Below are 26,576 nucleotides of genomic sequence, written 5' to 3'. Positions count from 1 at the left end.
TCTGGTCAGATGCGACGTTTGCCGCATCCGACACTACTCGTAATAATTATAAATCCCTGCCGCCATCACCAGTTGTGATGCCACTTCATGGGCTTTCTCGCGCCCAACCAGCAGGTCGATAATTTTCAGACCAAAATCAATAGCCGTACCCGGCCCCTGGCTGGTCAGCAATTTTACCCGTGCATCCCAGACGACGCGCTTGTCCTGCCATTGTTCGGCGGGAATTTTGTCTTTCAGCGTCGGGAAGCCGGTCATATTGCCAATCGGGAAGATATCGTGCGGTACCAGCACGGTGGCTGGCGCGGCGCAAATAGCCGCGACGATACGCCCGGAACGGTGGAACTGTTTAACGGTTTCAACCAGCAGGGTACTATCGCGAAAACACTCTGCGCCTTTAATGCCACCAGGCAGTACGATCACGTCATATTCGCCATCAGCCACCTCGACCAGCGGCGCATCCGCCAGCAGCTTCACGCCGCGCGAGCAGGTAATGGCCAGGTTGCCATCGCTGGCGACGCTGGCAGTGGTGACTTTGATACCGCCGCGAACCAGCAGATCGATAGTGGTGACGGCTTCAGTCTCTTCACTACCAGGGGCGAGGCAAACCAGTGCCGATGCGCTCATATTCACTCTCCTTTCTTTTTACCATTTCAAACAGGCGGGTGTTTTCCGGTACGGCAATCCCATGCGCGCGGGCGCGGCGTAAGAGAAAACCATTGATATAGTCGATTTCGGTGTGGCGCAGCGCGCGGATATCCTGCAACATCGACGAGATATTTTCCGCTGTGGCATCAATCACCTGCATCACGTAATCACGCAAATCTTCCGCTGAAGTATGATGCCCTTCGCGCTCGATCACTGCCGCGACTTCTTCGCATATTTGCATAATTTCTTGCGGATGATGACGTAATTCACCGTTCGGGCAATTCCAGATGGCAGTCAGTGGATTAATCACACAGTTGACGGCCAGCTTGCGCCACAGCTCGGCGCGAATATTGTTATGCCAGGCAACGTCAGGCAACACGGTTTGCAAAATATCCGCCAGATAACTGTAATCGCCATCCTGTTGCCGTGCCGGACCGATATGCGTGATTCCGTTTGCCACATGAATAATGACATTGCCGTCGCGGCGGGCGGCATGGGTGGTGGTGCCCATCAGTAATGGCTGCTGAATGTTTTGCAATTCTTCGATGGTGCCCATGCCGTTGTGAATTAACAGTATTGGCGTAGCTACAGGCAGTGTGGATGCGAGGCTTTTGACGGCATCGGAAACCTGCCATGCTTTCAGCGTCACCAGGAGCAGATCGCTGGTGGCGAGAAAATCGGGATCGTTGGCGGTCAGCGATTCGTTAAATATCGAACCATCTGTCTCAACCAGATTCACACTACAATAAGGTTGCGGTACGCGCAGCCAGCCCTGAACTTCATGACCCTGTTTACAAAGTGCTGTAAGCCATAATTGCCCTAAGGCACCGCATCCCAATACGGTAATTTTCATTGTTCCTCCTCACCCGCAACCACTCCGGGTGTTCAATAAGGCTATCCCTTAATTGTGCATGCTGTTGCGACTATGCACAATTAAGGGATACGTCCTGGTGCAGGACTGTTGGTTATTTAACTTTGCAGGTATTATGCTTCGCATCAAAAATGAAGGGAGAGGAAAAGATGCCATCTTTCGATATTGTCTCTGAAGTTGATCTTCAGGAAGCACGTAACGCGGTCGATAACGCGAGTCGCGAAGTGGAGTCCCGTTTTGACTTCCGTAACGTTGAAGCCTCATTTGAGCTGAACGACGCCAGCAAAACCATCAAAGTGTTGAGCGAGTCCGACTTCCAGGTCAATCAGTTGCTGGATATTCTGCGTGCCAAGCTGCTGAAGCGCGGCATTGAAGGCAGTTCACTGGATGTACCGGAAAATATCGTTCATAGCGGTAAAACCTGGTTTGTGGAAGCGAAACTGAAACAGGGCATTGAGAGCGCGACCCAGAAGAAAATCGTCAAGATGATTAAAGACAGCAAACTGAAAGTGCAGGCGCAAATTCAGGGCGATGAGATCCGTGTGACTGGCAAATCTCGTGATGATTTGCAGGCTGTCATGGCGATGGTACGTGGTGGCGATCTCGGCCAGCCGTTCCAGTTCAAAAACTTCCGCGATTAATCGCGACAATGTGCGTTTTGTTCATGTCAGATGCGGCATGAACGCCTGATTCGGCCTACAACGGTTTGTAACTCAAGAACTTTGTAGGCCTGGTAAGCGTAGCGCAGCAGGCAATTCGCCGCGTTTTTTATGCCTGACGAATTGCCTGTTCAACCTCAAAGCGATTTGTCACTTTGCTGTCGATTTTCACATAAGCTGAATGCTCTTCTTCTGCAATCAACACTTCTTTGACGCCTTCAGTTTCCAGCAAACGCACTTTTAACGCTTCGTTTGCGGCAATGTCCGCCGGGATTTCAATGCGCAAACTGCTGACATACGGCGGTTCTTTCATGGTACTGGCGACTGCCAGCCACACTGCGGCCAGCATTGCGCCAGCGAGAAATACCCCCTGACCGTCAAACATGCCGTCAATCCAGCCGCCCAGCGAACCGCCAATCGCCACGCCAAGAAACTGGCTGGTGGAGTAGACACCCATCGCCGTACCTTTGTAACCTGCTGGCGACTCTTTACTGATAAGTGAGGGCAGAAGGGCTTCCATCAAATTAAACGCCACAAAGAAAAGCTGCACGCCGACCACCAGTTGCCAGAACTGCGTTTGTGCGTTCCACAACACAATTTCCGCAACCACGATCAACCCGACGCAGAAGACAAAGACTTGCTTCATTTTGCGCTTAACTTCAGCGTAGATAATGAAAGGCACGACCGAGCCAAAGGCGATTAACATCGTCGCCAGATAGACCTTCCAGTGTTCAGCCGCCGGGAACCCCGCATCAGCTAGCTGTCCGGGCAGGGCAACAAACGTAGACATCAGAAGCATGTGCAGACACATAATGCCAAAGTTGAGTTTTAGCAGCCGCGGTTCCGCCAGCACTTTACTGAAACTGCCTTTCACCATTCCGGACTCACGATTAAGTACGTGAGTGCTACTGTTGGGCACAACCCAAATGGTCAACGCAATGCCGGTTGTTGCCAGAATAGCGATCATCCAGAACAGCGCGTGCAGCCCAAGTTTGTGAGTGATGATCGGGCCAAGCACCATCGCAATGGCAAAGGTAATGCCAAAGCTCACGCCGATAAACGCCATCGCTTTGGTGCGGTTTTGTTCGCGCGTGAGATCGGAAAGCAGCGCCATAACGGCGGCGGCAATTGCTCCAGAGCCTTGTAGCGCCCGGCCCAGAATAATTCCCCAGATGGAGTCGGAAAGCGCAGCGATAACGCTACCGGCGGCAAACACCGCCAGCCCACCGACAATTAATGGTTTGCGACCAATGCGGTCGGAAAGCAGGCCAAACGGAATCTGAAAAACGGCCTGAGTCAGACCATAAACACCAATGGCAATACCGATTAATGCTTCGCTGGCACCTTGCAGAGCCATGCCGTACGTGGTCAGAACCGGCAGAACCATAAACATGCCCAGCATGCGCAACGAGAATACGGTCCCTAAACCCCAGGTCGCGCGCCTCTCACCTGGCGTCATTTTATAATCGTTCATTACCACCCCTTAAAAAAATGCCCACATAGTGTAGTGCGGAGCGCATGTTGGGTAAACAGAGTGTTAATGAGAAAATATTACAGAGGAGAGTAATTTGTGTGTCAGGTATGTTTTTTTGCATTCATAAAATGAATGCTCTATATGTTGAAAAAATGAATTTTAAAACTAAATAGTTTTACATCAAAAAAGTAATAATATCATTTCTTGATTGCCATGTGCATTTTTTATCTTACGAATATGCTAGTTTTATCTCACTAAATAAACGATTTGGTGACATGGATGATAATGTTTCAGGCTAAATGTGTGCTTATTACTTGGACCTTTATGGCACTGTATTTATTCATTAAATGGATATTTGGTGGTTAATTATTATGGAAATATATGACAGTGAGGACATAAAGGTATACATGTTAACTAAAAGAATATTATTTTCTGTAATGCTGATAGTTTCACCAAGCGTGGTGGCCAGCGAGAAAGCGCATGAATTGTATGACAGCATATACGGTGGTAAACCTGCTCCCGATGTTATAAATACACTGCATAAAATGGCTGAATCGGGAGATATCGACGCGCAGAGCCTGTTAGGCTGGGAATATTATCAGCCTCGTTATGATACCAAACCTGATGTTCAGGAAGCGATTAAATGGTTCGAGTTAGCGGCTAAACAAGGTGACAGAGAAGCTCCGTTAGCGCTGGGGGGTATCTACTACGACGGTGAGCAGGTGCGGGTGGATTATGCCAAAGCGTATGCACTATTTAATCAGGCCGCGCAGCACGGTGTGAATTTAGCATGGTCCAGGTTGGGCATTATGTACGCCAATGGTCAGTATGTTGAGGTAGATTGTAAGAAAGCGAAGGAATATCTTGATAAAGGTGTCCACATTTATGGTGGCCCGGAAGACTTTCTGGCTACTTGTCGAAAAGACATGATTGACAGAAAAACGGTTGACGATACGTTACCCGTGATTACGGTTACCCGTTCTGGGATGCGAGATAATTTTTTAGATAAAGGTTTTTCCTGCATGGATAGCCTCTTCGCCACCACCAATAAATTAGGCGAAGTGGCCAATCTTCGCGTGACATTCAGCATTCGTCGCCCATCCGATAAGGAGATTAACCAAACGGTTGGCTTCGCGCCTTTCGGTTTAAACCGGCTGAATATTAGCTTTACTGATTACCTATTTGGTTCATTTACCAGTAATTCGTCTCTTATTCTTTATAAACCGGAATTTGAGCGAAAATCTTGTGCAACTGTAAGGACCACAATCGTTGCCGCAACGGCAACCATTAACGGCAAGGATGTGGAGTTGCTGAAAGCGGGGGCAATTGAACAAAAGTGGTAACGCTGCTCAGCCCCCGGCTGAGGCAAAACTTGCCCTGGCGGGTGGCGATAATAATCTAAGCCGCGAGAATATGCTGAATCGCCAAAAACATAGGTACAGCACCAAAAGCATTTGGTGTCGCTGAAAGCTGAACAAAGCCGAGACGAGCATAAAAATTAATGGCGGCAGGGTCAGCATCAAGATAAACCCCTTTAATTGGTAATGCCTGGTGAATTATTTTTACATGTTCAAAAAAATCACATAGTAGGTCCTGACCAAAGCCCCGCTTTTGATACTTCCGTGCTACCCCCAACATGACTAATCTGACAACACCAATTTCTGAAGGTTGTGAACCCTGAAGGACGCCAGAAACGCGTTGTTTTTCCAGCGAATATGCCGTAAAAGTACAGATGCCGATCAGTTCACCACTTTGTCTGTCAATAAGTGCTTTAGCCGCACAGTCGCTATTACGCACACTTTTCTTTAGCGATGCGCGTACAAATTTATCGATAACAGGGTTACCGCAATCAAACTGTTTTTGCCCAGGATAAGTAATATCAGACTGATAATTACAGGAGAGGACTATGGGCAGAGTAATCTCTTCATGCTTGTCGACCATCGCTGTTTTTCCTTTTCATTAACGCCTTGAGGGCGAGCGTCGGTTGAGCAGGTTCAGCGATGAGTTGGTTCATCAGTTCCCAGCTTTGATTCGAAAGCTCGCGGCGACGTTGGTTATCAAGCACACTTTCGGCGCGTTCCATAGCAGCGCTCAAAATAAAAGCGCTTAAATCTACCCCAACGGCTTGCGCAGCTTCACGAAGTTTGTTTTTGGCGTCGGGACTAGTTTTGAGTTCGACCCGCGCATTTTTCAGCGTTTTATCGACATCGGGTAGAGTGGCTGTTTTTCCAGGCATTATGACCTCTTTGATTAACTGAATGAAATCGTAGGGAGTCGATCTCATACATAATACGGCTATCAACCGTATGATTAATTTATGTTCATCTGCTCACTCTGTCAAGACATACGGTTATTAGCCGTATCTCTGATCTCAGACAATAAAAAAGGTGCCGTAGCACCTTTTTAATAGAGAGGTTTTGTTACCACACAGCAGCCAGCAGCGTATGCGAGTCCGGTACCATAAAATCAACGGACATCATCACCGAGAGGGCAGTGATGGCGATGATAGAGAAGCCGAACAGCTTGCGCGCCCAGATTCTGTCATCAGCAACTTTATAACCGCGCAGAGCCATACCTAACCACCAGACGCTAACCGCCGCGGCGACCACCAGATATTTATATCCAGCGTAACCGCCAAGAGAGAGCATCAGCGTGGCAACGGCAAAGGCGATGATATACAGCGTGATGTGATTCTTCGCCACCGAAATGCCTTTTACCACTGGCAATACCGGAATGTTTGCCGCCTGGTAATCCTTAAAGCGGAAAATGGCGATGGCATAGGAGTGAGGCATCTGCCACAGGCTGAAGATAGCCAGCAGGATCGCTGCGCCGCTATCGAACTCGCCGGTTACTGCACAGTAGCCAATCACCGGCGGCGCAGCGCCGGAGAGCGAACCAATCAATGTGCCGTAGACTGAGTGGCGTTTCATGTACAGGCTATAGACGCCGACATAAACCACAAAGCCCATCACCCCCAGCCAGCAGGCCAGCGGATTCGCGCCAAACCACAGCAGCATAAAGCCAGCAATACCCAGCAAGGTGGCGTACACCAGCGAGACAGCAGGAGAGATCAGGCCTTTAACCAGCACCCGATTCTTCGTCCTTTCCATCTTTCTGTCGATATCCCTGTCGATGTAGTTGTTAAACACACAACCCGACGCCACAACCAGTGACACCCCAACCAGCGTGTAGATAAACAGGGGATAATCAATGCTGCCCTTTGAGGCCAGCAGGAATCCCCCAATCACCGAGATCAGGTTGCCAAAGATGATGCCTGGTTTCGTTACTTGCAGGTATTGCTTAAACATCATAACCGCCGCTCTTAGTGCATCATCATGTTGTAGTTGAGGTTCCACATAATCCAGATGGAGCCTACAACCAGGATAGCGATGATTAGCACGGTGAAGACAAACGCCGTCATGTTCCAGCCTTCATCTGATTTGGTATTCATGTGCAGGAAGCACACCAGATGCACCAGAACCTGTACCACTGCCATTGCCAGGATTGTTCCCAGAATTACGGCCGGAGAGGCAGCCCCTGTCATCACCATCCAGAACGGAATCACCGTCAGAATGATCGACAGGATAAAGCCTGTCATGTAGGTTTTTACGCTGCCATGGGACGCGCCGCTGTGATCGGTAGAATGACTCATTACATCGCCCCCATCAGATAAACAACAGTGAACACACAGATCCAAACCACATCCAGGAAGTGCCAGAACAGGCTCAGGCACATGATGCGGGTACGGTTAGTGCTGGTCAGGCCGCGACGAGCGATTTGTACCATCAGCACCGCCATCCAGATAAGACCGGAAGTGACGTGCAGACCGTGCGTGCCGACCAGCGCAAAGAACGCTGACAGGAAGCCGCTGCGATCCGGACCCATGCCGTTAACAATCAGGTGATGGAATTCGTAGATTTCCATCCCGATAAATCCGGCACCAAACAACCAGGTCAACGCCAGCCAGGAGATAACCTGGCTTTTGTTGTTTTTGTACATGGCGATAGCCGCCATGCCGTAGGTGATGGAGCTGAACAACAGCAAGAAAGTTTCAACCAGAACGAACGGCAGTTCGAAAATGTCCTTACCTGTCGGGCCGCCTGCGGTGCCGTTCACCAGAACGGCATAGGTAGCAAACAAGATTGAGAACAGAATGCAGTCGCTCATCAGGTAGATCCAAAATCCGAAGATTTTGGTTCCGCCTGCATCGTGGTGCCCGTGTTCGTGCGCGTGGGCAGTCGCGTGCGTCAAAGTATCAGTTGCCATTTTTCAGCCCTGCCTTAGTAATCTCATCGAAATGCTGGTTTTCCAGTTTTTCGATTTCTGCCACCGGCACGTAGTAATCCACGTCCTCGTCGAAGCTTTTCACGATCCAGGTGATGATCATGCCTGCGAAGCCAACAATCGCCAGCCACCAGATATGCCAGATCATGGCGAAACCGAAGATGGTGGAGAAAGCTGCAATGACGATACCTGCACCGCTGTTTTTCGGCATATGAATTTCTTCATAGTGGTCAGGCTTTTTATACGCTTCGCCTTTCTCTTTCATTTCCCAGAATGCATCACGCTCGTGAACGTGCGGCACAACGGCAAAGTTATAGAACGGAGGCGGGGAAGAGGTTGCCCACTCCAGCGTACGGCCACCCCACGGGTCGCCAGTCAGGTCACGGTTCTGGTCGCGGTCGCGAATAGAAACGTACATCTGAATAACGAGGCAGAGAATACCCAGCGCAATCAGTACTGCACCGCTAGCTGCAATCATCAGCATGGTGTGGAACTGCGGGTCAATCTGCTGGCTCAAACGACGGGTCATGCCCATGAAGCCCAGCGCATACAGCGGCATAAAGGCAACGAAGAAGCCGATGATCCAGAACCAGAACGCGCGTTTACCCCAGGTTTCATTCAGTTTGAAACCGAAGGCTTTAGGCCACCAGTAGGTCATCCCTGCGAAGCAGCCGAAGACCACGCCGCCGATGATCACGTTATGGAAGTGCGCAATCAGGAACAGGCTGTTATGCAGAACGAAGTCCGCGCCCGGTACTGCCAGCAGCACGCCAGTCATCCCGCCCACCGAGAAAGTGACGATAAAACCGATGGTCCACAGCATCGCAGAATGGAACACGATGCGGCCCTGATACATGGTGAACAGCCAGTTGAAGATCTTCACCCCGGTCGGGATGGCGATAATCATTGTGGTGATACCAAAGAAGGCGTTTACGTTCGCGCCCGCACCCATCGTAAAGAAGTGGTGCAGCCAAACGATGAACGACAGCACGGTGATACAGACGGTTGCCCATACCAGAGAGGTATAACCAAACAGACGTTTACGCGAGAAGGTTGCCGCAATTTCGGAGAACACACCGAAAACAGGCAGGATCAGGATGTAAACTTCCGGGTGGCCCCAGGCCCAAATCAGGTTGATGTACATCATCATGTTGCCACCCATATCGTTGGTAAAGAAATGGGTGCCCAGATAGCGATCCAGGGTCAACAACGCGACGGTAACCGTCAGAATTGGGAAGGAAGCAATAATCAGTACGTTCGCGCACAGTGATGCCCAGGTAAATACTGGCATCTTGAACATGGTCATGCCCGGTGCGCGCATCTTCAGAATGGTAACGAAGAAGTTGATACCGGTAAGCGTCGTACCTATACCGGATAGCTGGAGACTCCATATCCAGTAATCGACACCGACTCCCGGACTGTACTCTATTCCCGATAGCGGTGGATAGGCCAGCCAGCCGGTCTGCGCAAATTCGCCCACGCCGAGAGAAACGTTAACCAGAATCACACCAACAACGGTAAACCAGAAGCTTAAGTTGTTGAGGAACGGGAACGCAACGTCACGCGCGCCAATCTGCAGCGGAACCACCAGGTTCATCAGACCGATAACGAAAGGCATCGCCACGAAGAAGATCATAATCACGCCGTGCGCGGTAAAGATCTGATCGTAGTGGTGAGGTGGCAGGAAGCCCGCTTCGCCCGCCGAGGCAAGAGCCTGCTGGCTACGCATCATAATGGCGTCAGCAAAACCACGCAGCAACATCACAATCGCCACGATGATATACATGATACCGAGGCGTTTATGGTCGACGGAGGTCAGCCACTCTTTCCACAGGTAGGTCCACTTACCGAAGTAAGTGATCAGGCCAACGAGCGCCAGACCTCCCAAAATAATGCCAGCGATCGTAACCATGACGATAGGTTCATGGAACGGGACTGCATCAAGTGATAATTTTCCGAACATCTTTATTCTTCCTCAACCCCTTTAATGGGCGGATTCCGCGTGGCTCATGTCCATGCCTTCCATACCTTCGTGTGCGCTGTGCTCACCTTCTGGCTGGGTCATGTCCATGCTCTTACCGTGAGCCATAAACTTGTTAATTACATCGGCAAACAAGTCTGGTTTCACGTTGGAGAAATATTCCACCTGGTTGTATTCGCTAGGCGCGGCCAGTTTTTCGAACGCTGCCATGTCAGACATGGAGTTCGGCGACTGTTTCGCTTTTGCGACCCATTGGTCGAATGCGGCGCGATCCGGTGTTGCAATAGCTTTGAACTTCATGCCTGAGAAGCCCGGGCCGCTGTAGCTGGCGGAGATACCGTCATAAGTGCCGGGTTCGTTGGCGATCAGATGCAGGCGAGTCTGCATACCGGCCATGGCATAAATCTGGCTACCCAGACGCGGAATGAAGAAGGAGTTCATCACGGAGTTGGAGGTCACTTTGAAGTACACCGGAGTGTTCGCCGGGAAAGCGATTTCATTCACGGTAGCAATGCCCTGTTCCGGGTAGATGAAGAACCATTTCCAGTCCATGGAAACCACTTCGATGGTAATGGGCTTCTCGTCGTGTGCCAGCGGCTTGCTAGGCTCAAGAGCGTGAGTGGTTTTCCAGGTCAGTACCGCAAGGAAGATGATGATTAAGATAGGTACCGTCCAGACCACAGCTTCCACTTTATTGGAGTGTGACCAGTTCGGGCTGTACTTAGCATCTTTATTGCTCGCACGGTACTTCCAGGCGAAACCAACAGCCATCAAGATTGCGGGAATAACGACAATCAACATCAGGCCAAATGCCGTCAGTATCAGTGAACGTTGCTCCAGACCAATCTGTCCTTTGGGATCTAACAGCGCAGAATTACAGCCACTGAGCAATACAGTGCCTGCAAATAATGACAACCATCCCAAACTTTTATTGTATTTCCTGAGTCTCATTTAACGACCTCAATTCCACGGGATCTGGTGGCGTTTAAAGTGTGTGGGCATTTTACGGGAAGGTTACATTGCTGTAAATATGATTAAATTCCTGTTACTTGGATTTGGCTGCCAGGTCACATATGTTGCAAAACATATCAGGTTGATTTTAAGAAGCTGTTGCAAAAGGGCGTTATAACAAAAGGGGAGTGCTGAAGGAGTCTGGGCGGGCAATTGGTATAACCAATGTGAAATAAAACAATTATTTAACAAATAATTATCATTAGAGTGACAACTGGGTGATGAGAAAATAAAGACTCATTAGCTGAATCGTGTAAGAAAAATAGAATTTATAAATGGCGCCAATAATTTCCAAACGCTAAGCCGCATAAAAGAACAAATATTAATAAGCGATGCTGATGTTTATTTAGCCGTAATAATTACGGCGAGTGATTACTACAGCTAAATAATATTTACAGATTACGTCAGATGCGTTTTTCGTAGCGCCAGATAATCCAGCAAACCACCAAGCACGACGCCAGAAAGGGCGACTAAAACCCCGACTTCCAGCAGAGCAGGCAGGAAAGAGAAGTGCGTCAAATCCAGCGCGTCCATCGTCAACAGCAGTAACCACACGGCCAACAGGCTGATGCCCGCCGCCAGTATCCACATGGCAAAGGCATAACCTGCCGGATATTCGGTACGGGAGATAAAGTTGTCATTTACTCGTGTATATTCAAGCGTCTGGCGGCAAACCAGCAGCAAAATAAGCCCCGGTACGGCAGCGGCGACGGAGAATAGATAGAATGTCGACCAGCCGTGTGCTTCAACAAACCAACCCGCCACGGGGCCGACATAAACTCGCCCTACAGCAGAAAGCGCTGAGAGCAGGGCAAATTGAGTAGCGGAAAATGACTTATTACATAGCGTCATTAACAGCGCGACAAAGGCTGATGTGCCCATCCCGCCACAGAGGTTTTCGAAAAAGACGGCTGCGCCCATGCTGTAGAGATGCTTATCAGTAATCGACAGCAGCCAGTAACCAGCGTTAGACGCACCTTGTAAAATGCCGAAAATCAGCAGTGCCCGGAATAGTGACAGGCGCTGCATCAAAATCCCACCGTACAATGCGCCCACAATGGTCGCCAGTAAGCCAAGCGTTTTGTTTACCACGCCTACTTCACCCGCATCAAACCCGACGCCGCGAATCAAAAACGTGGTTGTCAGGCTCATGGCGAATGCGTCGCCCAGCTTATACAGCACGATAAGAAGCAAAATAAGCCAGGCATTATTGCGACCAAAGAAATCTCGCAGAGGTGCAACAACCGCTTGTTCCAGCGTTTTGGGCACAGGAATGGTGTCGGTTGGTTCTGGTGCAAGCAACGTCGCGATAATACAGGGGATCAACAGCGCCGCCATCAACCAGTACATGCCCTGCCAGCCCAGCCATTTATCTGCCAGCCACAGGGCTAGGCCGCCGGAAACCAGCATCCCTAAACGGTAACCCAGAACGCTGATTGCCGCGCCCGCACCACGTTCTTCTGCCGGGAGCACATCGGTTTTCCACGCATCGAAGACAATATCCTGGGAGGCAGAGCAAAAAGCGATCACCACCGCCAGCGCCGCCATCCAGCGGAGTTGGGTGCCTGGTTCGAGAAAACCCATCGCCGCAATGGCGACTAATAACAGGATTTGCGTGGCGAGCAGCCAACCGCGCCGCCGCCCAAAAAATGGAGGCGTGTAGCGGTCCATCAGCGGTGACCAGAGGAATTTAAAAACGTAAGCCTGGCCTACCAGAGAGAAGAAACCAATGGTTTTGAGATCGATATTCTCGACCGTCATCCAGGCCTGTAAGGTGCCGGATGTCAGGGCGAGCGGTAGCCCGGAAGCAAAACCCAGGATCAGCAATATGGCTGAACGCGGCTGTTGAAGAATACGTAAATATTGACTGGACATGGGCGTCTACAGGCCCGGCTTGCACCGGGCCAGAGGGCAGAAATTAACGCGCGTTCTGCTTGATGAATTCGTGAATGCTGGTGTCCTGAGACATATCAGCGATGGTATCGGTCAGCACACTGTTAACCGCATCGGCGATATTTTTGTTGGAGGCCTGGAACGCACCTTCAACGTTGTAGCTGGCACGATAGTTTTTGGTCATTTTGTTGCCATTCTGCGCGGTAGCGATGATGGCGATATCCGCTTTGGTCGCGATGTTGTAGCGCACGTTGCCCTGGGACACGTCAGCATACAGTTGGCTAACGATGATTTGCAGATTAACCGGGCCATTCGGACCAACCATGTAACCACGCGCGGTCATCTGTTTTTCCAGCACTTCTTGCAGCAGGAAACGCAGATCGCGGGAGGCGGTCAGGGTAACGATTTGATTATCGCGGGTGACTTTTGCCAGCGCCTGATCGGTACGCTGATCGGCACCATTAATGCTTACGGTGACGCCCATCAGGCTTGGATCCTGCTGTGGCAGTGTAATCGTCGGGGAAACTTCAATAGTTGTTGGCGGTTTTGCGCATCCTGCAAGCATAAACAGAGCAACTAACGGGAAGAGGATTTTTTTGAACATGTTCGGGCTCTCAGAGACTCTTAAGCGTGTTTGGTAAAAATTCCCGCCATCATAACATTGCCAACGGCGAGGGGAAGTGGGTAAGGCATGTAAATTCATCATGTTGACGAAATAATCGCCCCTGGTAAAAGAAACGCTGATGCGAGGCCTGTGTTTCAATCTTTAAATCAGTAAACTTCATACGCTTGACGGAAAAACCAGGACGAAACCTAAATATTTGTTGTTAAGCTGCAATGGAAACGGTAAAAGCGGCTAGTATTTAAAGGGATGGATGACATCTCAGCGTTGTCGGAGGAGATATTTCATGATGATACGTGAGCGGATAGAAGAAAAATTAAGGGCGGCGTTCCAACCCGTATTCCTCGAAGTAGTGGATGAAAGCTATCGTCACAATGTCCCAGCCGGCTCTGAAAGCCATTTTAAAGTTGTGCTGGTCAGCGATCGTTTTACGGGGGAACGTTTTCTGAATCGTCATCGAATGATTTACAGTACTTTAGCGGAGGAACTCTCTACTACCGTTCATGCGCTGGCTCTGCATACTTACACTATTAAGGAGTGGGAAGGGTTGCAGGACACCGTCTTTGCCTCTCCTCCCTGTCGTGGAGCAGGAAGCATCGCGTAAAAACGCATTTGCAACTGTCGGCGCTTTTCCAGTATGTTGCTAAAGATTTTATGAAAAACGGCCTGCGGGCCGTTTTGTTTTGTCTGGATTTTGCGCTTTTTGCCCAGCATTCAGACGAAAATTGCCCGGGAATTGTGAAAAAATACGCGACAGCGCGCAATAACCGTTCTCGACTCATAAAAGTGATGCCGCTATAATGCCGCGTCCTATTTGAATGCTTTCGGGATGATTCTGGTAACAGGGAATGTGATTGATTATAAGAACATCCCGGTTCCGCGAAGCCAACAACCTGTGCTTGCGGGGTAAGAGTTGACCGAGCACTGTGATTTTTTGAGGTAACAAGATGCAAGTTTCAGTTGAAACCACTCAAGGCCTTGGCCGCCGTGTAACGATTACTATCGCTGCTGACAGCATCGAGACCGCTGTTAAAAGCGAGCTGGTCAACGTTGCGAAAAAAGTACGTATTGACGGCTTCCGCAAAGGCAAAGTGCCAATGAATATCGTTGCTCAGCGTTATGGCGCGTCTGTACGCCAGGACGTTCTGGGTGACCTGATGAGCCGTAACTTCATTGACGCCATCATTAAAGAAAAAATCAATCCGGCTGGCGCACCGACTTATGTTCCGGGCGAATACAAGCTGGGTGAAGACTTCACTTACTCTGTAGAGTTTGAAGTTTATCCGGAAGTTGAACTGCAGGGTCTGGAAGCGATCGAAGTTGAAAAACCGATCGTTGAAGTGACCGACGCTGACGTTGACGGCATGCTGGATACTCTGCGTAAACAGCAGGCGACCTGGAAAGAAAAAGACGGCGCTGTTGAAGCAGAAGACCGCGTAACCATCGACTTCACCGGTTCTGTAGACGGCGAAGAGTTCGAAGGCGGTAAAGCGTCTGATTTCGTACTGGCGATGGGCCAGGGTCGTATGATCCCGGGCTTTGAAGACGGTATCAAAGGCCACAAAGCTGGCGAAGAGTTCACCATCGACGTGACCTTCCCGGAAGAATACCACGCAGAAAACCTGAAAGGTAAAGCAGCGAAATTCGCTATCAACCTGAAGAAAGTTGAAGAGCGTGAACTGCCGGAACTGACTGCAGAATTCATCAAACGTTTCGGCGTTGAAGATGGTTCCGTAGAAGGTCTGCGCGCTGAAGTGCGTAAAAACATGGAGCGCGAGCTGAAGAGCGCCATCCGTAACCGCGTTAAGTCTCAGGCGATCGAAGGTCTGGTAAAAGCTAACGACATCGACGTACCGGCTGCGCTGATCGACAGCGAAATCGACGTTCTGCGTCGCCAGGCTGCACAGCGTTTCGGTGGCAACGAAAAACAAGCTCTGGAACTGCCGCGCGAACTGTTCGAAGAACAGGCTAAACGCCGCGTAGTTGTTGGCCTGCTGCTGGGCGAAGTTATCCGCACCAACGAGCTGAAAGCTGACGAAGAGCGCGTGAAAGGCCTGATCGAAGAGATGGCTTCTGCGTACGAAGATCCGAAAGAAGTTATCGAGTTCTACAGCAAAAACAAAGAACTGATGGACAACATGCGCAATGTTGCTCTGGAAGAACAGGCTGTTGAAGCTGTACTGGCGAAAGCGAAAGTGACTGAAAAAGAAACCACTTTCAACGAGCTGATGAACCAGCAGGCGTAATTTACGCAGCATAACGCGCTAAATTCGCACAAAGGCCCGTCACCGCCAGGTGGTGGGCTTTTTTTTGTCATGAATTTTGCATGGAACCGTGCGAAAAGCCTCTTTCGGTGTTAGCGTAACAACAAAAGATTGTTATGCTTGAAATATGGTGATGCCGTACCCATAACACAGGGACTAGCTGATAATCCGTCCATAAGGTTACAATCGGTACAGCAGGTTTTTTCAATTTTATCCAGGAGACGGAAATGTCATACAGCGGCGAACGAGATAACTTTGCACCCCATATGGCGCTGGTGCCGATGGTCATTGAACAGACCTCACGCGGTGAGCGCTCTTTTGATATCTATTCTCGTCTACTTAAGGAACGCGTCATTTTTCTGACTGGCCAGGTTGAAGACCACATGGCTAACCTGATTGTGGCGCAGATGCTGTTCCTGGAAGCGGAAAACCCAGAAAAAGATATCTATCTGTACATTAACTCCCCAGGCGGGGTGATCACTGCCGGGATGTCTATCTATGACACCATGCAGTTTATCAAGCCTGATGTCAGCACCATCTGTATGGGCCAGGCGGCCTCGATGGGCGCTTTCTTGCTGACCGCAGGGGCAAAAGGTAAACGTTTTTGCCTGCCGAATTCGCGCGTGATGATTCACCAACCGTTGGGCGGCTACCAGGGCCAGGCGACCGATATCGAAATTCATGCCCGTGAAATTCTGAAAGTTAAAGGGCGCATGAATGAACTTATGGCGCTTCATACGGGTCAATCATTAGAACAGATTGAACGTGATACCGAGCGCGATCGCTTCCTTTCCGCCCCTGAAGCGGTGGAATACGGTCTGGTCGATTCGATTCTGACCCATCGTAATTGATGCCAGAGGCGCAACTGTGCCGCTATACTTATCCAGGGCGGCACAACGCTGTAAGCGGCTTGCGCCTGAGAATGGCATTTGCGTCGTCGTGTGCGGCACAAAGAACAAAGAAGAGGTTTTGACCCATGACAGATAAACGCAAAGATGGCTCAGGCAAATTGCTGTATTGCTCTTTTTGCGGCAAAAGCCAGCATGAAGTGCGCAAGCTGATTGCCGGTCCATCCGTGTATATCTGCGACGAATGTGTTGATTTATGTAACGACATCATTCGCGAAGAGATTAAAGAAGTTGCACCGCATCGTGAACGCAGTGCGCTACCGACGCCGCATGAAATTCGCAACCACCTGGACGATTACGTTATCGGCCAGGAACAGGCGAAAAAAGTGCTGGCGGTCGCGGTATACAACCATTACAAACGTCTGCGCAACGGCGATACCAGCAATGGCGTCGAGTTGGGCAAAAGTAACATTCTGCTGATCGGTCCGACCGGTTCCGGTAAAACGCTGCTGGCTGAAACGCTGGCGCGCCTGCTGGATGTTCCGTTCACCATGGCCGACGCGACTACACTGACCGAAGCCGGTTATGTGGGTGAAGACGTTGAAAACATCATTCAGAAGCTGTTGCAGAAATGCGACTACGATGTCCAGAAAGCACAGCGTGGTATTGTCTACATCGATGAAATCGACAAGATTTCTCGTAAGTCAGACAACCCGTCCATTACCCGAGACGTTTCCGGTGAAGGCGTACAGCAGGCACTGTTGAAACTGATCGAAGGTACGGTAGCTGCTGTTCCACCGCAAGGTGGGCGTAAACATCCGCAGCAGGAATTCTTGCAGGTTGATACCTCTAAGATCCTGTTTATTTGTGGCGGTGCGTTTGCCGGTCTGGATAAAGTGATTTCCCACCGTGTAGAAACCGGCTCCGGCATTGGTTTTGGCGCGACGGTAAAAGCGAAGTCCGACAAAGCAAGCGAAGGCGAGCTGCTGGCGCAGGTTGAACCGGAAGATCTGATCAAGTTTGGTCTGATCCCTGAGTTCATTGGTCGTCTGCCGGTTGTCGCAACGTTGAATGAACTGAGCGAAGAAGCTCTGATTCAGATCCTCAAAGAGCCAAAAAACGCCCTGACCAAGCAGTATCAGGCGCTGTTTAATCTGGAAGGCGTGGATCTGGAATTCCGTGACGAGGCGCTGGATGCTATCGCTAAGAAAGCGATGGCGCGTAAAACCGGTGCCCGTGGCCTGCGTTCCATCGTAGAAGCCGCACTGCTCGATACCATGTACGATCTGCCGTCCATGGAAGACGTCGAAAAAGTGGTTATCGACGAGTCGGTAATTGATGGTCAAAGCAAACCGTTGCTGATTTATGGCAAGCCGGAAGCGCAACAGGCATCCGGTGAATAATTAACCATTCCCATACAATTAGTTAACCAAAAAGGGGGGATTTTATCTCCCCTTTAATTTTTCCTCTATTCTCGGCGTTGAATGTGGGGGAAACATCCCCATATACTGACGTACATGTTAATAGATGGCGTGAAGCACAGTCGTGTCATCTGATTACCTGGCGGAAATTAAACTAAGAGAGAGCTCTATGAATCCTGAGCGTTCTGAACGCATTGAAATCCCCGTATTGCCGCTGCGCGATGTGGTGGTTTATCCGCACATGGTCATCCCCTTATTTGTCGGGCGGGAAAAATCTATCCGTTGTCTGGAAGCGGCGATGGACCATGATAAAAAAATTATGCTGGTCGCGCAGAAAGAAGCTTCAACGGATGAGCCGGGTGTAAACGATCTTTTCACCGTCGGGACCGTGGCCTCTATATTGCAGATGCTGAAACTGCCTGACGGCACCGTCAAAGTGCTGGTCGAGGGGTTACAGCGCGCGCGTATTTCTGCGCTCTCTGACAATGGCGAACACTTTTCTGCGAAGGCGGAGTATCTGGAGTCGCCGACCATTGATGAGCGGGAACAGGAAGTGCTGGTGCGTACTGCAATCAGCCAGTTCGAAGGCTACATCAAGCTGAACAAAAAAATCCCACCAGAAGTGCTGACGTCGTTGAATAGCATCGACGATCCGGCGCGTCTGGCGGATACCATTGCTGCACATATGCCGCTGAAACTGGCTGACAAACAGTCCGTTCTGGAGATGTCCGACGTTAACGAACGTCTGGAATATCTGATGGCAATGATGGAATCGGAAATCGATCTGCTGCAGGTTGAGAAACGCATTCGCAACCGCGTTAAAAAGCAGATGGAGAAATCCCAGCGTGAGTACTATCTGAACGAGCAAATGAAAGCTATTCAGAAAGAACTCGGTGAAATGGACGACGCGCCGGACGAAAACGAAGCCCTGAAGCGCAAAATCGACGCGGCGAAGATGCCGAAAGAGGCAAAAGAGAAAGCGGAAGCAGAGTTGCAGAAGCTGAAAATGATGTCTCCGATGTCGGCAGAAGCGACCGTAGTGCGTGGTTATATCGACTGGATGGTACAGGTGCCGTGGAATGCGCGTAGCAAGGTCAAAAAAGACCTGCGTCAGGCGCAGGAAATCCTTGATACCGACCATTATGGTCTGGAGCGCGTGAAAGATCGAATCCTTGAGTACCTTGCGGTTCAAAGCCGTGTCAACAAAATCAAGGGACCGATCCTCTGCCTGGTAGGGCCGCCGGGGGTAGGTAAAACCTCTCTTGGTCAGTCTATTGCCAAAGCCACCGGGCGTAAATATGTCCGTATGGCGCTGGGCGGCGTGCGTGATGAAGCGGAAATCCGTGGTCACCGCCGTACTTACATCGGTTCTATGCCGGGTAAACTGATCCAGAAAATGGCGAAAGTGGGCGTGAAAAATCCGCTGTTCCTGCTCGATGAGATCGACAAAATGTCTTCTGACATGCGTGGCGATCCGGCCTCCGCACTGCTTGAAGTGCTGGATCCAGAGCAGAACGTAGCGTTCAGCGACCACTACCTGGAAGTGGATTACGATCTCAGCGACGTGATGTTTGTCGCGACGTCGAACTCCATGAACATTCCGGCACCGCTGCTGGATCGTATGGAAGTGATTCGCCTCTCCGGTTATACCGAAGATGAAAAACTGAACATCGCCAAACGTCACCTGCTGCCGAAGCAGATTGAACGTAATGCACTGAAAAAAGGTGAGCTGACCGTCGACGATAGCGCCATTATCGGCATTATTCGTTACTACACCCGTGAGGCGGGCGTGCGTGGTCTGGAGCGTGAAATCTCCAAACTGTGCCGCAAAGCGGTTAAGCAGTTACTGCTCGATAAGTCATTAAAACATATCGAAATTAACGGCGATAACCTGCATGACTACCTCGGTGTTCAGCGTTTCGACTATGGTCGCGCTGATAACGAAAACCGTGTCGGTCAGGTAACCGGTCTGGCGTGGACGGAAGTGGGCGGTGACTTGCTGACCATTGAAACCGCATGTGTTCCGGGTAAAGGCAAACTGACCTATACCGGTTCGCTCGGCGAAGTGATGCAGGAGTCCATTCAGGCGGCGTTAACGGTGGTTCGTGCGCGTGCGGAAAAACTGGGGATCAACCCTGATTTTTACGAAAAACGTGACATCCACGTCCACGTACCGGAAGGTGCGACGCCGAAAGATGGTCCGAGTGCCGGTATTGCTATGTGCACCGCGCTGGTTTCTTGCCTGACCGGTAACCCGGTTCGTGCCGATGTGGCAATGACCGGTGAGATCACTCTGCGTGGTCAGGTACTGCCGATCGGTGGTTTGAAAGAAAAACTCCTGGCAGCGCATCGCGGCGGGATTAAAACAGTGCTAATTCCGTTCGAAAATAAACGCGATCTGGAAGAGATTCCTGACAACGTAATTGCCGATCTGGACATTCATCCTGTGAAGCGCATTGAGGAAGTTCTGACTCTGGCGCTGCAAAATGAACCGTCTGGTATGCAGGTTGTGACTGCAAAATAGTGACCTCGCGCAAAATGCACTAATAAAAACAGGGCTGGCAGGCTAATTCGGGCTTGCCAGCCTTTTTTTGTCTCGCTAAGTTAGATGGCGGATCGGGCTTGCCCTTATTAAGGGGTGTTGTAAGGGGATGGCTGGCCTGATATAACTGCTGCGCGTTCGTACCTTGAAGGATTCAAGTGCGATATAAATTATAAAGAGGAAGAGAAGAGTGAATAAATCTCAATTGATCGACAAGATTGCTGCAGGGGCTGATATCTCTAAAGCTGCGGCTGGCCGTGCGTTAGATGCTATTATTGCTTCCGTAACTGAATCTCTGAAAGAAGGGGATGATGTAGCACTGGTAGGTTTTGGTACTTTTGCCGTTAAAGAGCGTGCTGCCCGTACTGGCCGCAACCCGCAGACCGGTAAAGAGATCACCATCGCTGCTGCTAAAGTACCGAGCTTCCGTGCAGGTAAAGCACTGAAAGACGCGGTAAACTAAGCGTTGTCCCCAGTGGGGATGTGACGAAGTTCAAGGGCGCATCTACTGATGTGCCTTTTTTATTTGTATTCGGTGACTTTCTGCGTCTTGTGGGCTGACAATTGCCCCCGTTTCTTGTCACAATAGGCCTTTGCGCGCATCGATACGTTGCGTGAGGTACACAGTCATCTACAGCGGAGTGTTGTTACACCATGATGGACAGCTTACGCACGGCTGCAAACAGTCTCGTGCTCAAGATTATTTTCGGTATCATTATCGTGTCGTTCATATTGACCGGCGTGAGTGGTTACCTGATTGGCGGAGGCAATAACTACGCCGCAAAAGTGAATGACCAGGAAATCAGCCGTGGGCAATTCGAGAACGCCTTCAACAGCGAGCGTAATCGCATGCAGCAACAGCTGGGCGATCAATACTCCGAGCTGGCAGCGAACGAAGGCTATATGAAAACCCTGCGTCAACAGGTGCTGAATCGTCTGATCGACGAGGCGCTGCTGGATCAGTACGCACGTGAGCTGAAACTGGGTATCAGCGATGAGCAGGTTAAACAGGCGATTTTCGCGACCCCAGCCTTCCAGGTTGACGGCAAATTTGATAACAGCCGCTATAACGGTATCCTCAACCAGATGGGGATGACCGCCGATCAGTACGCCCAGGCGCTGCGTAACCAGCTCACTACCCAACAGCTGATTAACGGCGTTGCCGGTACCGATTTTATGCTGAAAGGTGAAACCGACGAGCTGGCGGCACTGGTCGCGCAACAACGCGTGGTGCGTGAGGCGACTATCGATGTTAACGCGCTGGCGGCGAAGCAGCCTGTGACCGAACAGGAGATTGCCAGCTACTACGAACAAAACAAAAACAATTTCATGACGCCGGAACAATTCCGCGTGAGTTACATCAAGCTGGATGCCGCAACGATGCAGCAACCGGTTAGCGATGCGGATATCCAGAGCTACTACGACCAGCATCAGGATCAATTCACCCAGCCGCAGCGTACCCGCTACAGCATCATCCAGACCAAAACTGAAGATGAAGCGAAAGCGGTACTTGATGAGCTGAATAAAGGCGGTGATTTTGCTGCATTAGCCAAAGAAAAATCTGCCGATATTATCTCTGCTCGTAACGGCGGCGATATGGGTTGGTTAGAAGATGCCACTATCCCGGACGAACTGAAAAATGCTGGTCTGAAAGAAAAAGGCCAACTGTCTGGTGTCATCAAATCTTCGGTCGGTTTCCTGATTGTACGTCTGGACGACATTCAGCCAGCGAAAGTGAAATCGTTAGACGAAGTACGTGACGACATTGCGGCGAAAGTGAAACACGAAAAAGCCCTCGATGCGTACTACGCGCTGCAGCAGAAAGTGAGCGATGCGGCAAGCAACGACACCGAGTCTCTGGCCGGTGCAGAGCAAGCTGCCGGCGTTAAAGCCACTCAGACGGGTTGGTTCAGCAAAGATAACCTGCCGGAAGAGTTGAACTTCAAGCCGGTTGCCGACGCTATCTTTAACGGCGGTCTGGTAGGTGAAAACGGCGCGCCGGGCATCAACTCTGACATCATCACCGTAGACGGCGACCGCGCATTCGTGCTGCGCATCAGCGAGCACAAACCGGAAGCGGTGAAACCGTTGGCAGATGTTCAGGAACAAGTTAAGGCACTGGTTCAGCACAACAAAGCTGAACAACAGGCGAAAGTGGATGCTGAGAAACTGCTGGTTGATTTGAAAGCCGGCAAAGGTGCGGAAGCTATGCAGGCTGCCGGTCTGAAATTTGGCGAGCCGAAAACCTTAAGCCGTTCCGGTCGTGACCCGATTAGCCAGGCGGCGTTTGCACTGCCACTGCCAGCGAAAGACAAACCGAGCTACGGTATGGCGACCGATATGCAAGGTAATGTGGTTCTGCTGGCGCTGGATGAAGTGAAACAAGGTTCAATGCCGGAAGATCAGAAAAAAGCGATGGTGCAGGGTATCACCCAGAACAACGCACAAATCGTCTTTGAAGCTCTGATGAGTAACCTGCGTAAAGAGGCGAAAATCAAAATTGGCGATGCGCTGGAACAGCAATAATCCTGAAGCCGCCTCGCAAAAAAATGCGTTGCAGCTGTAACAAGAAAAGGTCGCTTTCGCGGCCTTTTCCATTTCTGAACATTGCCATTTGTTTACTGTTTTCACTGCCGTTAAGGTGATTCCACTGTTAACAAACAAGGAGAAAACAGTATGAAACACGGAATTAAAGCACTGCTCATTACCCTGTCCCTGGCCTGTGCCGGAATGTCTCATAGCGCGCTGGCGGCAGCTTCTGTGGCGAAACCGACGGCGGTAGAAACCAAAGCGGAAGCTCCTGCAGCACAAAGTAAAGCAGCAGTACCGGCGAAAGCCAGTGACGAAGAAGGCACCCGGGTCAGCATTAATAATGCCAGCGCGGAAGAGCTAGCCCGCGCGATGAATGGCGTTGGCCTGAAGAAAGCGCAGGCGATTGTCAGTTATCGCGAAGAGTACGGTCCGTTTAAAACTGTGGAGGATCTAAAGCAGGTGCCGGGGATGGGCAATTCGCTGGTGGAACGTAATCTGGCGGTATTAACCCTGTAATTAATTTGCATAGTGGCAATTTTTTGCCAGACTGAAGAGGTCATACCAGTTATGACCTCTGTACTTATAACAACAACGTAAGGTTATTGCGCTATGCAAACACAAATCAAAGTTCGTGGATATCATCTCGACGTTTACCAGCACGTCAACAACGCCCGCTACCTTGAATTTCTCGAAGAAGCCCGCTGGGATGGGTTGGAAAATAGCGACAGTTTTCAGTGGATGACGGCCCATAACATCGCCTTCGTCGTGGTCAATATCAATATTAACTATCGTCGCCCAGCGGTATTAAGTGACCTGTTAACTATTACCAGTCAGTTGCAGCAATTAAACGGTAAAAGCGGCATCTTAAGCCAGGTCATTACACTGGAGCCGGAAGGGCAGGTGGTAGCGGATGCGCTTATTACGTTTGTTTGTATTGATCTTAAAACGCAGAAAGCATTAGCTCTGGAAGGGGAATTGCGCGAAAAGCTGGAGCAGATGGTTAAGTAAACGTTTTGTGGTGCCGGATGCTCAAGCCGCATCCGGCGACACCCGGAATAATTACCTCAACCCGGTTTTCTGCTTCATCGCTGCCATCACCGTCGGTTTATCGGCCAGATAATGATTCAAACCGTTGGCGCGTAAATTACATGCCGCACAATGACCGCAACCGTCGCCTTTAATGCCGTTATAGCAGGTCAACGTTTCGTTACGGACTAAATCCAGTTTGCCGTAATAATCTGCCAGCGCCCAGGTTTCCGCTTTATCAATCCACATCAGCGGCGTTTCAAAACGAATATCTTTCGCCATGCCCAAACTGACGGCATGGTTTAGTGCTTTCACAAACTCATCGCGGCAATCCGGGTAGCCGGAGAAATCCGTTTCACAGACGCCGGTAATTACGGCTTCTGCTTTTACCTGATACGCATATATTGCCGCCAGCGTCAGGAACAAAATATTACGCCCTGGGACAAACGTATTCGGGATGCCATCGGCTTCAGGTTCATAATCAGGCACCGGAATGCTGTCACGTGTCAGGCTGCTGACCGCCAGCTCGTTGAGCAGCGTTACATCAAGAACCTTATGCGCGCGTGCTCCCAGTTTCAGCGCCAGTTCGCGTGCCACGTCGATTTCTGCGCGATGTCGCTGACCGTAATCGAACGTCACGCAATGGACTTCATCATATTGTTGTAATGCCTGCACCAGACAGGTGGTGGAATCCTGGCCTCCACTGAACACAACGACAGCACGTTTCATAGATAATCCTGCTTGAACAATAAAAGCGTTATGGTAACGCCTGCGATTAACCCGGACCAGCTATTCATTGCGACGGCGCGGGAAGCCAGGCTTCGGTAAATTCAAACCAGCCGCGCGGTGTCAGTCGCACACCGTTCACGCCGGGAGGGGCACTAATGCGATAGTGATAGTTGAACAGCGGCGTCAGCGTCGCGTCTGCCATTAACTGGCTAAAAACCGCTTTCAGGGCATTAAATCGGTTTTCCTCATCAGGCATTACTTGCACCGCGTCCAGCGTCGATTGCAGATGTGCATATGCTGGAGCGTCGAAAACATGTGGCCACAGTGGATCGCAACGTAGCCATTGCTCCAGAGTATATTCCGGTGCTTCGCCAATTAATCTGTCGCCCATCATGAGGTCTGCGTGTGCCAGTAGGGTCGTGTCGTCCCAGTTTTTTGCGTTATGAAAAATAATTGTGAGTTCACAGCCTTCCGCTGCCAGTGTCGCCTGTAGGCGTTCTGCCATGGTATGAAGTTCTATCGGTAGGTGATAAACCAGCGTCAAGGTTTTCGGTAGTTTGACTTCATCCGGTACTTGCCAGTGCGGAATAGTCCAGCCTGGCAGTAATGCATGACTGGCGGTGATCAGGTTTTCTCCGACTTCTAACGTTTGTAATAAACCGGATTGATGAATAATGGAGATCACTTTTCGCGCCTGCCAGAGGGAGAGTCGGGGACTTTTGCGCAACGTTAAATAGCAAAAACCTAAACTGATGCCACTACTGACCTGGCTGACCCGTTGCAGCTCCTCCGGTTTGCCGATGGTGATTTGCACGGGATGCCGACAACTGGTTCCCAAATCTTTTTCGAAAAGCGGCGGAGTTATCCAGTACTCAACCGCTTTAAGCAGCGGATGACGCAAATGGTAATAATCATGGCTCTCCAGGCGCACCAGCTCCGCTGTGAATTGTGTTAAGCGAAAAGGACCAGTGCCGATCAGTGGGAATTGCGGATGCGCCAGATGGCTGCAATAGCTCGCCAGCCGGTGCGCAAGCCAGTAATCGGGGCGATGTAAAAAGAAGGTCAGACACTGCGGATGGGTGACTTCAATACGCTTCACGCTAATAAATAATTGATCCAGTGCTGGCAGTTGTAACAGCATCAATAATCGCTGGTGTAAGTGTGAGGCTTTTACTGCATCGCCGTTATGCCAGTGTAGGGTTGAACGAAGATAAAAGTCCCAGCGTAACCCGTCAGTAGAGGTTTCCCAGTGATGCGCTAAATCGCCAATCGGGCGCTGAGTATTATTATCGAAGCGGGTCAGGCCGGAAAATATCTGCCCGGCGAGATGCTGCTCGGCACGGCCGGGCAAAAAGCCTGGTTGTAGCGGTTCGAGCGGGCGATAGTAGGGAATACGCAACGTGGGTGTATCGTTTTGCCATTGTCCGCCCATAAACGGCTGTAACAGAGTGCGCAGCTCACCTGGGGCCAGTTGCGCCAGCTCCAGCACATCTTGCTGCTTTCCGGTTTCCAGTGCCTGTTCCATCATCGCATTGCGTAGCGATTCCGGCGTGACCAGAAAGCGTAATTGTCCGCGCTTTCCGCGTCCTGACTGCGCCTGCCACTCCAGCCATCCCGCCTCCTGTGCCTGACGCAACAGCGTACGAACATGGCGTTCGCTGCAAAAACAGCGTTCGGCCAGTTCGCTGACGGTGACGGTTTGCGGCTTTCCGGCGGAAGGTTGCCACAGACGTTGATACTGGTTAAGACGGTTGAGCAATCGCATATAAACCCG

Annotated in this window: 25 protein-coding genes; 11 read left to right on the top strand and 14 right to left on the bottom strand. The window is 50.6% G+C overall.

Annotated elements, in window-relative coordinates:
• Nucleotides 1-33 precede the first annotated feature (33 nt).
• Nucleotides 34-624 carry a protein deglycase YajL gene (gene yajL / locus AB4H76_RS17340; RefSeq protein WP_001276309.1) on the bottom strand — a complete coding sequence of 197 codons (591 nt, stop codon included), beginning with the start codon at nt 622-624 and terminating at the stop codon, nt 34-36.
• Complete coding sequence (gene panE / locus AB4H76_RS17335) at nt 587-1,498, bottom strand: 2-dehydropantoate 2-reductase (RefSeq protein ID WP_000705853.1); 912 nt, start codon at nt 1,496-1,498, stop codon at nt 587-589. Before panE ends, yajL begins: the two co-directional genes overlap by 38 nt.
• A gap of 167 nt (nt 1,499-1,665) precedes the next feature.
• On the opposite strand from panE, the gene yajQ reads away from it, so the two are divergent.
• On the top strand, nt 1,666-2,157 hold the full coding sequence (yajQ, locus tag AB4H76_RS17330; RefSeq protein WP_001138904.1) for a nucleotide binding protein YajQ: 492 nt from the start codon (nt 1,666-1,668) through the stop codon (nt 2,155-2,157).
• 127 nt (nt 2,158-2,284) lie between these two features.
• Here the strand turns inward: yajQ and AB4H76_RS17325 are convergent, their stop codons facing one another.
• Nucleotides 2,285-3,649, bottom strand: coding sequence for an MFS transporter (locus tag AB4H76_RS17325; protein WP_121689842.1), 1,365 nt, complete (start codon nt 3,647-3,649; stop codon nt 2,285-2,287).
• Nucleotides 3,650-4,056: 407 nt separating this feature from the next.
• Here AB4H76_RS17325 and AB4H76_RS17320 point away from each other — a divergent pair, with 407 nt between their 5' ends.
• Nucleotides 4,057-4,992: a tetratricopeptide repeat protein gene (locus AB4H76_RS17320; RefSeq protein WP_053900775.1), complete on the top strand. Its 936-nt coding sequence runs from the start codon at nt 4,057-4,059 to the stop codon at nt 4,990-4,992.
• A 55-nt stretch (nt 4,993-5,047) separates the two neighbouring features.
• On the opposite strand, the gene AB4H76_RS17315 is transcribed toward AB4H76_RS17320, so the two are convergent.
• The 9 genes from AB4H76_RS17315 to AB4H76_RS17275 all read right to left on the bottom strand — a co-directional run bounded on the left by AB4H76_RS17315 (nt 5,048) and on the right by AB4H76_RS17275 (nt 13,422).
• Nucleotides 5,048-5,590, bottom strand: coding sequence for a GNAT family N-acetyltransferase (locus tag AB4H76_RS17315; RefSeq protein WP_000227784.1), 543 nt, complete (start codon nt 5,588-5,590; stop codon nt 5,048-5,050).
• Nucleotides 5,574-5,885 (bottom strand): DUF1778 domain-containing protein, encoded by a 312-nt coding sequence (locus tag AB4H76_RS17310; RefSeq protein ID WP_001297137.1) that lies wholly within the window; start codon nt 5,883-5,885, stop codon nt 5,574-5,576. The genes AB4H76_RS17315 and AB4H76_RS17310 overlap by 17 nt, the downstream gene beginning before the upstream one ends.
• Before the next feature lie 184 nt (nt 5,886-6,069).
• Nucleotides 6,070-6,960 (bottom strand): heme o synthase, encoded by an 891-nt coding sequence (cyoE, locus tag AB4H76_RS17305; RefSeq protein WP_000971336.1) that lies wholly within the window; start codon nt 6,958-6,960, stop codon nt 6,070-6,072.
• An 11-nt stretch (nt 6,961-6,971) separates the two neighbouring features.
• Nucleotides 6,972-7,301, bottom strand: a complete 330-nt coding sequence (locus AB4H76_RS17300; RefSeq protein ID WP_000019869.1) for a cytochrome o ubiquinol oxidase subunit IV — start codon at nt 7,299-7,301, stop codon at nt 6,972-6,974.
• Complete coding sequence (locus AB4H76_RS17295; protein WP_000179819.1) at nt 7,301-7,915, bottom strand: cytochrome o ubiquinol oxidase subunit III; 615 nt, start codon at nt 7,913-7,915, stop codon at nt 7,301-7,303. Before AB4H76_RS17295 ends, AB4H76_RS17300 begins: the two co-directional genes overlap by 1 nt.
• Nucleotides 7,905-9,896, bottom strand: a complete 1,992-nt coding sequence (gene cyoB / locus AB4H76_RS17290; RefSeq protein ID WP_000467180.1) for a cytochrome o ubiquinol oxidase subunit I — start codon at nt 9,894-9,896, stop codon at nt 7,905-7,907. Before cyoB ends, AB4H76_RS17295 begins: the two co-directional genes overlap by 11 nt.
• A 21-nt stretch (nt 9,897-9,917) precedes the next feature.
• Entirely contained in the window at nt 9,918-10,865 is a 948-nt protein-coding gene (gene cyoA, locus AB4H76_RS17285; protein WP_001239434.1) for a cytochrome o ubiquinol oxidase subunit II, read from the bottom strand.
• A 459-nt stretch (nt 10,866-11,324) separates the two neighbouring features.
• Nucleotides 11,325-12,800 (bottom strand): muropeptide MFS transporter AmpG, encoded by a 1,476-nt coding sequence (gene ampG, locus AB4H76_RS17280; RefSeq protein ID WP_077492566.1) that lies wholly within the window; start codon nt 12,798-12,800, stop codon nt 11,325-11,327.
• A gap of 43 nt (nt 12,801-12,843) precedes the next feature.
• Complete coding sequence (locus AB4H76_RS17275; protein WP_001295326.1) at nt 12,844-13,422, bottom strand: lipoprotein; 579 nt, start codon at nt 13,420-13,422, stop codon at nt 12,844-12,846.
• Nucleotides 13,423-13,726: 304 nt separating this feature from the next.
• On the opposite strand from AB4H76_RS17275, the gene bolA reads away from it, so the two are divergent.
• The 9 genes from bolA (at nt 13,727) to fadM (ending at nt 24,055) form a co-directional block, all read left to right on the top strand.
• Entirely contained in the window at nt 13,727-14,044 is a 318-nt protein-coding gene (bolA, locus tag AB4H76_RS17270; protein ID WP_000973448.1) for a transcriptional regulator BolA, read from the top strand.
• 343 nt (nt 14,045-14,387) lie between these two features.
• Nucleotides 14,388-15,686: a trigger factor gene (gene tig, locus AB4H76_RS17265; protein WP_001198386.1), complete on the top strand. Its 1,299-nt coding sequence runs from the start codon at nt 14,388-14,390 to the stop codon at nt 15,684-15,686.
• A 245-nt stretch (nt 15,687-15,931) separates the two neighbouring features.
• Nucleotides 15,932-16,555, top strand: coding sequence for an ATP-dependent Clp endopeptidase proteolytic subunit ClpP (gene clpP / locus AB4H76_RS17260; protein ID WP_000122253.1), 624 nt, complete (start codon nt 15,932-15,934; stop codon nt 16,553-16,555).
• A 125-nt stretch (nt 16,556-16,680) separates the two neighbouring features.
• The gene (gene clpX, locus AB4H76_RS17255) at nt 16,681-17,955 is read left to right on the top strand and encodes an ATP-dependent protease ATP-binding subunit ClpX (protein ID WP_000130305.1); all 1,275 of its coding nucleotides are present in this window, start codon (nt 16,681-16,683) and stop codon (nt 17,953-17,955) included.
• A 187-nt stretch (nt 17,956-18,142) separates the two neighbouring features.
• Nucleotides 18,143-20,497, top strand: coding sequence for an endopeptidase La (gene lon / locus AB4H76_RS17250; protein ID WP_001295325.1), 2,355 nt, complete (start codon nt 18,143-18,145; stop codon nt 20,495-20,497).
• A gap of 190 nt (nt 20,498-20,687) precedes the next feature.
• Nucleotides 20,688-20,978 carry a nucleoid-associated protein HU-beta gene (gene hupB, locus AB4H76_RS17245; protein ID WP_254892905.1) on the top strand — a complete coding sequence of 97 codons (291 nt, stop codon included), beginning with the start codon at nt 20,688-20,690 and terminating at the stop codon, nt 20,976-20,978.
• A gap of 191 nt (nt 20,979-21,169) precedes the next feature.
• Nucleotides 21,170-23,041, top strand: a complete 1,872-nt coding sequence (gene ppiD / locus AB4H76_RS17240; RefSeq protein ID WP_000969372.1) for a peptidylprolyl isomerase — start codon at nt 21,170-21,172, stop codon at nt 23,039-23,041.
• Between the two features lie 150 nt (nt 23,042-23,191).
• A complete protein-coding gene (locus AB4H76_RS17235; RefSeq protein WP_000680312.1) occupies nt 23,192-23,563 on the top strand; it encodes a helix-hairpin-helix domain-containing protein in 372 nt (123 codons plus the stop codon).
• Between the two features lie 93 nt (nt 23,564-23,656).
• Nucleotides 23,657-24,055 (top strand): long-chain acyl-CoA thioesterase FadM, encoded by a 399-nt coding sequence (gene fadM, locus AB4H76_RS17230; RefSeq protein WP_001194534.1) that lies wholly within the window; start codon nt 23,657-23,659, stop codon nt 24,053-24,055.
• A 51-nt stretch (nt 24,056-24,106) separates the two neighbouring features.
• Here the strand turns inward: fadM and queC are convergent, their stop codons facing one another.
• Nucleotides 24,107-24,802, bottom strand: coding sequence for a 7-cyano-7-deazaguanine synthase QueC (gene queC, locus AB4H76_RS17225; protein ID WP_000817229.1), 696 nt, complete (start codon nt 24,800-24,802; stop codon nt 24,107-24,109).
• Between the two features lie 64 nt (nt 24,803-24,866).
• On the bottom strand, nt 24,867-26,567 hold the full coding sequence (locus AB4H76_RS17220) for an SgrR family transcriptional regulator (RefSeq protein WP_001238231.1): 1,701 nt from the start codon (nt 26,565-26,567) through the stop codon (nt 24,867-24,869).
• Nucleotides 26,568-26,576 lie beyond the last annotated feature (9 nt).

Origin of the sequence: Escherichia sp. UTM R2, assembly GCF_048593455.1 — a bacterium.
Taxonomy (GTDB): Bacteria; Pseudomonadota; Gammaproteobacteria; order Enterobacterales; family Enterobacteriaceae; genus Escherichia; species Escherichia coli.
Note: the sequence above shows the minus strand (reverse complement) of the source record. Positions and strands in the feature narration are given on the sequence as shown.